Origin of the sequence: Desulfuromonas sp. TF (genome assembly GCF_000472285.1) — a bacterium.
Classification (GTDB): Bacteria; Desulfobacterota; Desulfuromonadia; order Desulfuromonadales; family ATBO01; genus ATBO01.
Map to the genome: position 1 here is coordinate 150,019 of NZ_KI421421.1, position 12,472 is coordinate 162,490.

Consider the following 12,472-nt stretch of genomic DNA (forward strand, 5'->3'; position numbering starts at 1 on the left):
CCGCTTTGCCATGGAGATTTGATAGATGACCCCTGCAGACAGACCCCTGGTGACCATTGGCATCCCCACCTACAATCGGGCCGACGGCTATCTGCGACAGGCACTGAAAAGCGCACTTGATCAGACCTGGCCCAATATAGAAGTCATCGTGGCGGACAACTGTTCCTCCGACCGCACCGACGAGCTGGTTGCCGGCTTCGGGGATCCCCGCATCCGCTACTTCAAACATTCGGAAAACATCGGCGCCAACAACAATTTCAACTTCTGTGTCGACCATGCACGGGGAAAATATTTTCTACTGCTCCATGATGATGATCTCATCGATGAAGATTTCATCGAGACATGCATGAAAAGTCTAGGCAGGAAAACCGATGTAGGAATAATTCGAACCGGGACAAGAATAATTGATCAGGATGGAAATGCAAAAAAGGAAATACGTAACAATGCCGGCGGACTCCCTATCGAGGATTTCTTCAGAGAGTGGTTTAAAGGTCAAACAGCCTTATATCTTTGCAGCACCTTATTCAACAGTGAATATCTTAACAAAATCGGAGGGTTTAAATCAAAAAAGAACCTCTTTCAAGACGTCGTGGCTGAATTCCTGTTGGCGGCAAAACTCGGGAGGATCGACGTTCCCGAGGTAAAAGCAAGTTACAGAAAACACGATGAAACGATAACCTATGCGGCCAAGGTCGAGGATTGGTGCGAGGACTCGCTCATGCTCCTGGATTTGATGTGTGAATTAGCCCTTACCGATAAGGAGTTGATCAGGGCCGAGGGGAGCCGTTACTTGTCCAAGACGAACTACAGGCGAGCCAGCCTTATAAAATCGACTGGTGAGCGACTTGTAGCCTGCTGTAAAGTTTACAAGATGTTTAATTTCGCAGCCATTCCTCCTGTTTACCTTGTTTTTCCTTCCAATCCTTTGTCTCGCTACTTCAGGTTGAAAAAACAAAGGAAAAAGAACTTGAACATAAGGAATCAAGTCGAATGGCAAGGTGAACCTAAGGGAGATTAAAAATGAATATTGCATTCTTTTTAAATTCTTTTCCGGTTTTGTCTCAGACTTTTATTTTAAATCAAATTACAGGGCTTATTGATCTTGGTCATGATGTCGACATATATACATACAACATAACGAATGGTCCGATAATGCATTCTGATGTTGAAAAATACCGTCTTTTGGACAGGACATTTTGTCACGGAAGATCCGGTCGAATCATGCCTGAAAATAAATTTAAAAGAATTTGTGGTGCCATAGGAATTTTAATGACAAAACACAATACAGCTCCATTATACAGGTCACTCAATCCGATAACCCTTGGAAGTGAAGCCACGTCTCTCGGCCTACTCTACAAGGCGGATATCCTGGCAAAAAACAGGGACAAATACGATATTTTGCATTGTCATTTCGGACCCAACGGAATCCTGGCTGCTAAACTAAGATACATAGGGGCCATCAATGGTAGATTGATAACTACTTTCCATGGATTTGACGTATCAAAATATATAAAGAGTCGTGGACGAAACGTTTATGATTTTCTATTCACGAAAGGGGATGTGTTTCTGCCGATCAGCGAGGACATGAAAAACGAGTTGGTCGGCCTTGGTTGTGATCCCGAAAAAATTCTTGTCCATCGAATGGGCATAGATCCAAGCAAGTTTTCTCCCCGTTATTCAGAACCCGGTGAGACGATAAACCTTCTGACGGTGGGGCGCCTGGTCGAGAAAAAGGGAATTATCTATGGAATCCGGGGAGTAGCCGAGGCGCTTAAAAGATTTCCCCGAATTAAATACCGTATCGTTGGCGACGGTCCGCTGCGGGAGAAGATGGAGGGGCTCATTGCGAAACTGGAGATTGGAGATAAAGTTGAAATTTTAGGCTGGAGACGGCAGGACGAAGTCAGGAAACTTATGAGAGATGCTGATATTTTCCTGGCCCCAAGCGTAGTCGATCGCAACGGAGACAAGGAAGGACTGCCCGTTGTCCTGATGGAGGCTCTGGCCAGCGGCCTGCCAGTCATCAGCACCGTTCACAGCGCCATCCCTGAACTGGTTGAAGAAGGAAAGTCGGGTTTTCTGGTCCCGGAGCGGGATGTGGAAACCCTTGTCGAACGCTTGATTTTTCTCCTCAGTCATCCTGAGCGGCTGATCGAGATGGGACGTGCCGGAAGGTCCAAAATCGAAAAGGAATTCAACATTCATAAGCTCAACGACCAACTCGTGGAGATATATTCCAAAAGCATGAAGTCTAAGGAAGATGATTCTCCGAAAGCGGACCTGCAGGAGTCGGGCAGCTATACTTACAAGTAAGAGGAGCTCCTGAATGGCTTCTTTGAGGAGTATATTTAAAAGAGTTGACAACCTGCTTGGAAAAGGCGTGAAGGAAAACATCTTTTTCCTCCATATACCCAAGTGCGGCGGGACCTCCATCCGCCGGGCCATACGTCTAAACTTACTCTCCCTGGATGTCCGCAAGGATCGCTTCTTCTTCGACCTCGATCCGGGCGCGACGGCCCGGGTCGTTAAGATGACTAAGGGGACCGATTATCCCCATGACGCAAGCAGCGATTACCCGATCATGAAACTCCGGGAGAACCTCCTTCTTTATTCCATGAGCCAGAAACGGACGAGGTACATCTCCGGCCACTTCACCTTCAGCGAGATCGCCCACCAGAGGTTTTCCGGCGACTTCTCCTTCGTCACCCTGCTGAGGGATCCCGTCAAAAGGTGGATATCCACCTATTTCTACAACCGCTACAAGGATTCTGATCATTTCAAGGTGGATCTGGATATCGAGCAGTATCTCGACTCGGATTTCGGCCGGGCGCAGGGCGCCGAATACGTAAAATTCATCGGAGGTCACCAGGCTTCGGGGGATTATGCATCCGCCGAAGCCGTAGAACGAGCCAAGAGGAACCTTCACAAGTTCGACATCGTTGGAATCCTGGAGGATATGGATGATTTCAAGGATCAGTTCAGGAAAAGGTTCCATGCTTCCCTGAACATCCCGACGATCAACAGGAATCCCAAGTCCGAAACGCAGCAGAAAGAGGTCATCACCCCCGCTGTGGAGGAAAGAATCCGCGAAATCTGCGAGCCGGACCGGGAAGTTTATCAATATGCCCGCGACAATTTCATCCGCAGGGCGAAGCGGGGGCCGTCATGACCGACCGCAGCGGGGCGCTGGTCACCGCCATCATCACCACTCATAACCGGGCCGACCTCCTCTCACGGGCGATCGACTCGGTGCTGGCGCAGACCTATCCCCATCTGGAGATCATCGTCGTGGATGACGGCTCGCGGGACGGCACGCCGGAGCTGGTGGGCCGATACCGGGAGAAATGCGAGAAACTGCGCTACCTGCGGCACGACACCCCCCGCGGGGCCTGCGCCGCCAGGAATTACGGGATCAGGGAGGCGCAGGGGGAGTTCGTTGCCGGCCTCGACGACGATGACGAGTGGCTGCCGCGGCGGGTCGAGAAACTGCTGGAGAGCTTCCGCGACGAATACGCCTATGTCTGCTCACGGGACTGGATCGTGTATTCGGAACGGGTGGAGCAGCGGGAGAAGAAAAGGGTGATCACCCTGAAGGAGATGCTCTATCGGAACGTCACCGGCAATCAGATTCTCACTCGCAGAGAGAGGCTCCTCGCGGTGGGGGGATTCGACGAGAGCCTGACGTCCGGCCAGGATTACGACATGTGGTTGCGGCTGCTGGAAAGATACGGCAGCGCCCGCATGCTCCCCGAACCGCTGCAGAAGGTCTACCGGGATCACCTGGGCGAGAGGCTCAGCGTCTCCAGGGGAAAAATCAAGGGCGACTGGCGCCTTTACAATAAGCACAAGGACAAGATGACCAAACGGCAGAGAAAGGTGCGGTTGATGGAACTCAAGAGGCTCAAGGGTAGAAGCCTGCGCCTGAGCGAGCCCTTCAGCATCGTGAACACCGGACATTTCCTGAGATATCTCAGGTATTACCTGCGGCGGCGCCTGGGCCGGGTGTGAGTCCGGCGATGTGCCCACCGAATGACCCGAAGGACGGGAAAGCATGAACACCGTGAGTTTGAAAAGAAACTGGCTGCCGACCTGTGTTGCGATCGGACTGACCGTCCTGGTCGGATGCCTGAACCTGGTCGATGTTAGACTGTCGCTGGTGATGGTCATCGGCCTCATCGTCTCGTTCGCTCTCTATCTGAAGCCTTCCTACGCCCTCGCCGCCCTGATCTGTTTGGCGCCGTTCTCGGGGACGGCGCTCGTCGGCGATAAATTTGCGGGAATCCCGGGGCTCAGGATCATCAACCTGGCCCTTCTCGCGGTGGTCATGGTCTTTATCCTTTCAAAAAGGCGCTTCAGTGTGAAGGGTCCTGAAATCGCCTTTGTTTTAGGATCGATAGTGCTTCTGGCCATCAGTGTTCTCAGAAGCATGCCACATCTGCACATTCTGAATTTCTATTTTCAGGAATCGATGGGAACCGGGAAATATCTGATTTCCTATCTTATAAAACCTGTCTTCTTTCTCCTGCCCTTTCTGATCATCGTGGGATACATGCGCGAACGGATCGATGTCGATTTCGTCATAGGATGTTTTAAATATTCGATATTTATTCTATCGGCATGCATACTGGCCTTCTATCTGGTCGACATCGGGACCGGAGCCGATTTCCATTACGCCAGGACGAGGTTCGGCGATTTCTTCGGCATGCACACCAACGGCTTGTCCGATTTCTATATCCTCGGATATCCCATCGTTCTGGCCTGGTTCATTTACAAGAAGAATACGTTCAATGCCATCAATCTGGTCTTCACCCTCGCCAGCGTCGCGATCCTGTACTCCAGAACGGCTTATGTACTGATCGTCTTTTCCACAATCTTCTTCCTGGTTCTCGACAAGAAAAAGAAACTCCTGCCGGCTGTAATGCTTCTGGGGATCTGCGCGGTCTTTCTCGCCCCGGATACCGTCATTGAAAGGGGGCTGACGGGAATCGAGGAGAGAAATCTGCAGGCGTTTTCCGCCGGAAGGGTGGAAAATATCTGGATGCCGCTGCTGGACGACGTCAAGAGGGATCCGAAGAAGTTGCTGGTCGGCAGCGGCAGATACGCCATCATCCACTCGAGCCCGCTCTGGAAGGGACATGCCCACAACATGTACCTGACCACATTCCTGGATACGGGAATCGTCGGACTGTCCTTCTTCGTCCTGTTCTTCCTCTATTTCCTGAAAGAGATCAGGAACGGGATAAGGGATGTGCCCAAGGGCAAGTACAGAACCCTTCTGGCCGGAACGCTGGTCTCCATCGTCGCCTACCTGCTCAGCGGTATGACGGGGAGGAATTTTTTCCCGGAGATGAGCAACAGCTACCTCTGGATTTCCCTGGCCATCTCCTTGAATATCGTCAGAATGCATCAGAAAGAAAGAAAACTTTCCCATGAAATCTAACCGGATCTGCTTCGTCTCCCCGAACGTTTATCCGGTGCTGGCCGGCGATTCAGGAGATTTCATGGGAGGGGCGGAATTTCAGCAGGTCATCATCGGCAGACACTTGCACGAGAACAGATATGACGTCTCCTACGTTACCAAGGTCTTCGGCGATCGCAGGCAGAATGAATCGATAGGGGGGATACCCGTATTCAAGACCTTCTCCGAAGACGACGGCTATCCATTTTTGCGGTTTTTCTTCACAAAAGTCCCACGGATCTGGAAGGCGCTTAAGGCCGCCGACGCCCAGATTTATTACCAACGCGGAGCGGCAGCCATAACAGGCATCGTATCCCTTTTCTGCCTTATCCACCAAAAGACCTTCATCTTTTCCGCGGCCCACGACACCAATTTCATCCCCGAGGCGATCAACGTCCCCTACTGGCGGGACAAGCTCCTGTACATCTGGGGGTTGAAACATGCCGCTTACATCATCGTGCAGTCGCAGAATCAGAAAAAACTGCTGCGGAAAAACTTCGGTCTCGACGCCACCGTCGCCTATAACGTCTACCCCCGCAGAAGTTTGGTCGAAAAGGGGAGTTACGCGCTGTGGGTGGCGAATATCAAGCCGATGAAGCGCCCTCGCCTCCTTCTTGAGATCGCCCGTTCCTGCCCCGATCTCGAATTCAGGATGGTCGGAGGGATGGTCAAGGGACATGAAGCGCTGTATGAGACGGTCAAGGCCGAAGCGGCGGCAATGAACAATCTGGATTTCCTCGGTTTCCAGCCGCTGAGGGCCACCGAGGAGCTTTTCGACCGGGCCGCCCTGTTCGTCAATACCTCGGAGCTGGAGGGATTTCCCAACACATTCCTGCAGGCGTGGTCGAGGGGGATCCCCACGGCCTCCTTCTTCGATGCCGACGGCATAATTGAGAAAAACGCCCTGGGGGCGGTGATGAGAGAGGAAGGGGACATCACAGGCATTCTACAGGAGCTGTCCCGCTTCTCCGTCGATCATCGACGGCGCATTCAGGCATACTTCAACCGCACCCACCTCCCCGAGCGCTACTTGGAGAGCCTTGACGCCATACTCATGAACCTTTCGACCGATCCCAAGACAGACAAGCGCCTTCCCCTGGTCGAACCCCAGTCCGAGAAGAGGGGGCGGAATGAACTTGATTGAAGTTTCCCCCGTCCCTGTGATGCCGCCCGATCAGGAAGTCTTCCCCCGGAAAAACGGACTCGCCCTCCGTATGGCATAGGAGAGCAGCGGCCCTCTTCTTTCCCTGTTCGCCGCAAGCGCCCGCCGGAAGGCATACGGGGCGGAAAGGAACCTGCCGATGACCCTGGTCCAGCCCGCCCTCACTTTCTCTATCGAATAACCCAACCGTTTCAGCTCTTTCCGTGTCAGCAATTGGGCCACCTGGACATCCGCCTCAGCCAGAGCCCCCTTCCAGCGTCCGACCGAGGAGGCGAAGATCCCTTCTCCCCGCGTGTCGGCCGAGGTGTTGCTCGAATCGATATTAAGCATGTCCGGCTCAAAGGCCTCCCCGACGAATTCGCACACTTTCCGCACCGTCGGCTCCGGCCGGCCGACCAGATCCTCGTAACGAAGCAGCATGAAATGCGCCCCGGGGAGACTGGCCGGAAGGACGGCTATTTTCCGGGCGCTCGCCTTCCAGAGCAGCGAGGTCACCACCGGATGGTAGAGCACCCTGAGGCGTTCGACGTTTTCGGCAGAGGTCGCCTTCCATTTGTCCCGATAGGATATCAGGAAATCACGGACATCCCTGATGCACAGCAGGATTTTGGCATCCGGATAAAAAGAGATGATTTCCATGATATTGAACAGGTCTCGGGGTGCGTTGTTCCCCCACCTGAGCTTCCCTTCACTCCTCGCCTGGATCTCCATAAAGGTGGAAAAGATGTCACGGTAGGTGCTACAGGACGACTCCAGCTCATGCCGAATTGCCGGATCTGCGAGGAGCTTCTCGATTCTTTGCTGGTCGGCTGGCTCGTTGAAACGCCCATACAAGGTGGCGAGCCGCTCCAGGATCATCTTCCGGGAAGGGACGTTTCCCGGCTCCCCGAGCTCTCTGCGGCGGGAATAGATGTCCTCGAAAAAATGCACCTCTCCCGGCATGAACAGACGTGAGTGCCGCCCCAGGATCCGGGCGGTCAGCGTCGTTCCCGACCGAGGCGTGCCCACAATGAATATCGGCGCATCCATATGCTCTTCCTTTTTTCTCTTATCGATTCGCTCAGGCCGTCACTCCCTGATGAGATCAGGATTTCAGGGCCGGATACTCAGGTTGAAGAGGCGACCTCGCGGTAGAGCTCCTCCAACCGACGAACCACAATCCGCGACTCGAACTTTTGCCAAGCTTCCCTCCGGTTATGCTCTCCGGTCCGGGCACGGAGTTCGTCGTCGTCGAGGAGTTGGGCAACCGCCTCCGCTATGGTGGCAGGCCGAGAGTCACGAAGAAGGATCCCGTTGACGCCGTCTCTGAAGACATCGGGGATGCCACCGACCGGGGTGGCGATCACGGCCAGGCCGGCCGCCATCGCCTCCAGCAGGGCCACGGGGCACCCCTCCCCGTGGCGGGTCGGCAAAACGAAGATATCCGCTTCCCGCAGAGCCCGGGCCTTTTTCTCTCCCCGCAGATAACCGAGAAGTCCGATCCGGTCGCCCAGGCCGCTGGAATCTATCCACCGGGCAACGGCGGCACTTTCTTCACCATCCCCGGCAATATTCAGCCGGATTCCACGATGGCGTTCACTCAGTCGTGCGAAGGCCTCCAGCAGTTCATAAACTCCTTTCTCCCGGACCAGTCTCGACATGAAAAGGATCGTCCCCGCCCCCTGGTTTCCCTTGAAAGCGCCGCTGAAAAGGCCGCCATCGAACATGGTCGGAAAAATCCTGATCTTTGCCGGATCGAACCCCAGGGAGACCAGGGTGTCACGGAAACGTGAGGCAAGAACGATCAGCATCCTGGAGCGGCCGAATACATGAAAAAAGGCGGCCCTCATCAGGACGCTTTCCTTTAATTTCCGCTCGAGACCCTCGTCCCAGCCATGGATGAAGACGACGTTGTTTTTGAAGCCGAGAAGAGACGCCAGTATCAGAAATGAACCGTCACGGACGAGAGCCCTGCTGTTAAGCGAAGTATTGAGATGCAACAAGATGAAATTCCCTGTCGACAGCCTGTTTTTGAGATGAAGATTGTCGGATAAAAGTATTTTCAGTTTGGCCTGGAAGCCCCCCATTGAGGGATTCTTCCCTATTTCCAGGTGTTCCCATGCCGTTTCCGCAGAGAATTTGTTCACCAGCATTGAAACAAAATTGACGACCCCCCCCTGCTCTTTCAATGATTTTGAAACGATAAGAACTTTCATGTTCTTTTGGAGAACCGACGAACGGCTCTGGCTGTGGCTGGCGTTTTCCATGAGTGTCCCATAAAGGAATAACAAGGGTGATCCACTTTCTTGCTTCCCGGGAAGTTTCCCCCTCTTGTCAGAGTACCAAACTTTTGTAGACTGTCATCAAAAGCAAGGGCTAAAGGGTCGCGGAAAGACATAATGGCAACGATCGAATTAACGACAGAAAAGATTTCCGGGCTTCGGCACGTTAATCGGCACGGCCTGAAGCCTGGCCGATACGAATTTCCCGACTTTCTCCTTATCGGACCGCAGAGAACCGGGACCAGTTGGCTGCATGAGAATCTCTGCTTTCACCCGGAAGTCTTCATGCCGTCAAAAAAGGAACTTTATTTTTTCAATAAGCTCATCACTAAAAGTGGCACGAATTATACATCCGATCGCTTGGAATGGTATTCGGCCAGGTTCACTCCAAGGTTCTCCGACATAATAAGACAGAATGCGGTGCACCTGAAAAACACCCGGAGCCTCGGTTCTCTGAATTTCAATTTTAAGAAGCTTTTCTCCCCTTGCATAAAGGGAGAAGCCACCGCTTCTTATGCCGTAATGAAGGAAAGTCTGATCGAGGAAATTGCGCTCCTCAATGCCGACATCAAAGCCATCATGCTGATAAGGAACCCACTTGAACGTGCCTGGTCACATGCCAAAAAAGACCTGTTACGGCAGACTAAAAAAACGCTCAAGGAGGTAAGCATTGATGATTTCAAGAAATTTTATTCGAAAGACTACCAATTACGTTGTGGCGGATACTCGGAAATTATCAGGAAGTGGAGTCTGATTATAGGGAGGGATAAATTTTTTATTGGTATTTACGACGACATAGAAACCCGGCCGAATGACCTGCTAAGAAGCATTTTTTCATTTTTGGGTGTCTCGAACAGCCCGGAACACATCAATAGTCTACTCTCCAGCGTGGTGATAAACAAAACAACAAAAGACGTCATACCGGAGAGGCACAGAGCATTTCTGCTGGACCTTTTCGGGAATGAATTGGAAGAATTAAACCAGACCTTCAAGATGCGCTGGAGCTGATGAATTTATCTGGATCGCCCGAAATAGGCTTCCTTTATAAGGCAGTAAAACATGACAAAAAACATAAAAGTCATCTTCATCATGAGCCAGGGGCACTCCGGATCCACCTTTCTGGGGCTGATTCTAGGCAGCCATCCCGAAATCTTCGGGCTGGGTGAACTGGCGCGTTTAGAGCACCATCTGCCGAAGGTATGCGGCATCTGCGACAGTTCCTGCGAATACTGGACGAAGCGCGCCTCACTTCCGGTTCTGCGCCGGCATTTATCGCAAGGTTGGAACATCCAGGCCATCAGCCGGGAAATCCACCGTTTCCACCGAAGCATTTATTCCCATCTCGCGGAATGGTTCGACTACTCCATTTTCGTCGACTCCAGCAAATATCCGGACTGGATCCGCAGACAGCTTCGCTACCGGCGAAACTGGCAATCGATGACGCCGATCCTCATTCATCTCACCCGCGACGGACGAGCGGTCATCAATTCCCATCTGCGAAAATCTCCAGAGAGAGGAATCGAGGCCGCCACCAGCCGCTGGCTCCGCTCCACCGGCAAAATACTCAAGCTGTACGATGAGTTCGAAGGGCCGAAATACAGACTCGCCTACGAAAATCTAGCCTCCAGGCCGGAGGAGATGATCAGCAGCCTCTGCCGGTTTCTCCAGATTAATTATTTTCCCGACATGCTCAACTACTGGGAACACGAGCACCACCAGATCGGCGGCAACACCGGAGCCCGATCCCTTATTTCGCAAAAGGATGCTGAAAACCACGGTTCACAGGCCGTGAAGCCTGGAGAATGGCACGACGGTTACTACAAGAACATGGGCAGGACGATCAAACTTGACCTGAGATGGAAGACGGAACTGCCGCCGCAGTACCTGGAATACTTCGAAAGACACGCCGGAGAGCTGAACCGGCCCTTCAGCTTTGACGGAAGTGAACCATAGACTGGATTCGCATAATAAAACCTTGCACTATCCGAAGGATTCCATTTTCGCTACATTGACGATCTTCCTTGACCTTCCCCCACCTTGGAAGAAGTTCCGCTCTCCACCTCCTGTGCCATCCGGTGCAGTACTTCCTCTATATTCGTATAACCGTCGCCGTCCTCATCGCCGCCCGGATCAGCGGGAATCTTGAAAGAACGATGAACGGTGGGGAGCTGTGGCCAGCCGCCGGCTTTTCCTACGCTGCTGACGATGAAACCGCTGCGGGTTCTCATTTCCCTGACAATCCTTTGGTCCACTGCATCCCGATCAGCGGGCCGGGCTCCAGCCTGGGAAAGCACCTTGGATTCCACCTCGGCGCCGGGAAGCGGGGTGATCGACGCATTCCACACCGGGGGTGCGGAAACCTGCGCCTCGAACGGGCTGTCGCCCCTGAGAATGGGTCCGGCGGCCAGATTGTCGGAGTGAAACACCTTCGTCCCCGGAAGACATTCTTCCCGGACCCTGATGGCCCAGGCATCCTGAGGGGTGTTGGGACCCGGAACGAAAACATTGCCGATCACACTTATACTCTGGGGTTTTTTCCCACGCCCACGATCGAGTTCAATCCAGTGCATCTTGCCGGTGTTGTAGAGGAGATTGTTGACCATCACTACCGAGCTGTCGCCGGCGACCCGGGGGTTTCTGTCGTAATTGTGCGCAAAGAGATTTCCGATCAGGGCAAGATTCCACGTCCCTTCCCTGACCAGGAGCGCCTTAGAATGCGTACCCTGGGGATGGATGGAATTCTGCAGACCCTCGCTGATGATCGAGTTGCTGATCGTCACCTCACGCGGGCCGTAAACCGTGCTCACGACCTCATCGGTTGCCCAGCTGATCGAGAGATGATCGCATACCACATTATAGACCTTTGCGCCTTTTCCCGACACCTTCAGCCCCTCCCGATCCATGGGATCGGGTCCTTTCAGGCGGTCACCAACCCTGATTCTGAGATGCTGTACCAGCACATCGTGAGTCTGAATGACAAGACCGGCGCCCCTGAGGGTGATTCCCGGCGACGGGGCAGTTTGTCCGGCGATGGTGACAAAGGGATCCCTTATCCTTAGCTCCTTTTTCAAATCAATGATGCCGCCGACTTCAAAAACAACAATTCTCGGCCTGCCCGTCTCGATCGCCGCGCGCAACGAACCGAATCCGGAATCGGCCAAATTGGTCACCCGGATGATTTCGCCCCCGCGTCCGGCCGGCGTCTCGATTCCGAAGCCCTGAGCACCGGGGAAGACCGTCAAGGGGCGAGGTGGATGTGTCTGCAGGGCGAAAGCCGGACTCACCGACAGGGCCAAACACGCCAGGACCATTAACAGAACGGGAATTTTACTGTGGACATCTGCAAGGGCCATAAGAAGATCCGGATGACTTGCCGCACCGCTGGATCGGGAACCTGTCTAAACGAATAACAGAAAGCACTGATATTTCAAGAAAAAGGGGGACAGGCCGGATGCGGGCCTGTCCCCCGAGGGGTTCCAATTTATGTCACGCTCATCTTACATGGAGGCTTTCCCTTCAACCTGGGCGGCCATCTGATGGAGGACCTCCTCGATGTTGGTGTAGCCGTCTCCGTCGTCGTCACCGCTGGGG

The 12,472-nt window shown here is 53.3% G+C and carries 11 protein-coding genes; 8 read left to right on the forward strand and 3 right to left on the reverse strand.

The genetic code is table 11. From position 1 onward, the window contains the following. The first annotated feature begins 25 nt into the window (after nt 1–25). The 6 genes from DTF_RS25515 to DTF_RS23300 all read left to right on the forward strand — a co-directional run bounded on the left by DTF_RS25515 (nt 26) and on the right by DTF_RS23300 (nt 6,602). On the forward strand, nt 26–1,018 hold the full coding sequence (locus DTF_RS25515) for a glycosyltransferase family 2 protein (protein WP_051361256.1): 993 nt from the start codon (nt 26–28) through the stop codon (nt 1,016–1,018). Between the two features lie 2 nt (nt 1,019–1,020). Next, a complete protein-coding gene (locus tag DTF_RS26140; protein ID WP_027715510.1) occupies nt 1,021–2,313 on the forward strand; it encodes a glycosyltransferase in 1,293 nt (430 codons plus the stop codon). A gap of 67 nt (nt 2,314–2,380) precedes the next feature. Continuing rightward, complete coding sequence (locus DTF_RS0111945; protein ID WP_162148638.1) at nt 2,381–3,169, forward strand: sulfotransferase family 2 domain-containing protein; 789 nt, start codon at nt 2,381–2,383, stop codon at nt 3,167–3,169. Further along, nucleotides 3,166–4,008 carry a glycosyltransferase gene (locus DTF_RS0111950; RefSeq protein WP_027715512.1) on the forward strand — a complete coding sequence of 281 codons (843 nt, stop codon included), beginning with the start codon at nt 3,166–3,168 and terminating at the stop codon, nt 4,006–4,008. Before DTF_RS0111945 ends, DTF_RS0111950 begins: the two co-directional genes overlap by 4 nt. 43 nt (nt 4,009–4,051) lie before the next feature. Beyond that, complete coding sequence (locus tag DTF_RS0111955; RefSeq protein ID WP_027715513.1) at nt 4,052–5,440, forward strand: O-antigen ligase; 1,389 nt, start codon at nt 4,052–4,054, stop codon at nt 5,438–5,440. Further along, a complete protein-coding gene (locus DTF_RS23300) occupies nt 5,430–6,602 on the forward strand; it encodes a glycosyltransferase family 4 protein (protein ID WP_051361258.1) in 1,173 nt (390 codons plus the stop codon). Before DTF_RS0111955 ends, DTF_RS23300 begins: the two co-directional genes overlap by 11 nt. Before the next feature lie 30 nt (nt 6,603–6,632). Here DTF_RS23300 and DTF_RS0111965 read toward each other — a convergent pair whose 3' ends face one another. Then, nucleotides 6,633–7,649 (reverse strand): sulfotransferase, encoded by a 1,017-nt coding sequence (locus DTF_RS0111965; protein ID WP_027715514.1) that lies wholly within the window; start codon nt 7,647–7,649, stop codon nt 6,633–6,635. 77 nt (nt 7,650–7,726) lie between these two features. Beyond that, entirely contained in the window at nt 7,727–8,866 is a 1,140-nt protein-coding gene (locus tag DTF_RS25525) for a glycosyltransferase family 4 protein (protein WP_051361259.1), read from the reverse strand. Nucleotides 8,867–8,998: 132 nt separating this feature from the next. Here DTF_RS25525 and DTF_RS0111975 point away from each other — a divergent pair, with 132 nt between their 5' ends. Both DTF_RS0111975 and DTF_RS0111980 read left to right on the forward strand, forming a co-directional pair. Next, the gene (locus DTF_RS0111975) at nt 8,999–9,889 is read left to right on the forward strand and encodes a sulfotransferase domain-containing protein (protein ID WP_027715515.1); all 891 of its coding nucleotides are present in this window, start codon (nt 8,999–9,001) and stop codon (nt 9,887–9,889) included. Nucleotides 9,890–9,940: 51 nt separating this feature from the next. After that, the gene (locus tag DTF_RS0111980; protein ID WP_027715516.1) at nt 9,941–10,834 is read left to right on the forward strand and encodes a sulfotransferase; all 894 of its coding nucleotides are present in this window, start codon (nt 9,941–9,943) and stop codon (nt 10,832–10,834) included. A 50-nt stretch (nt 10,835–10,884) separates the two neighbouring features. Here DTF_RS0111980 and DTF_RS23310 read toward each other — a convergent pair whose 3' ends face one another. Then, complete coding sequence (locus DTF_RS23310; protein ID WP_051361260.1) at nt 10,885–12,234, reverse strand: polysaccharide lyase family 1 protein; 1,350 nt, start codon at nt 12,232–12,234, stop codon at nt 10,885–10,887. Between the last annotated feature and the right edge of the window lie 238 nt (nt 12,235–12,472).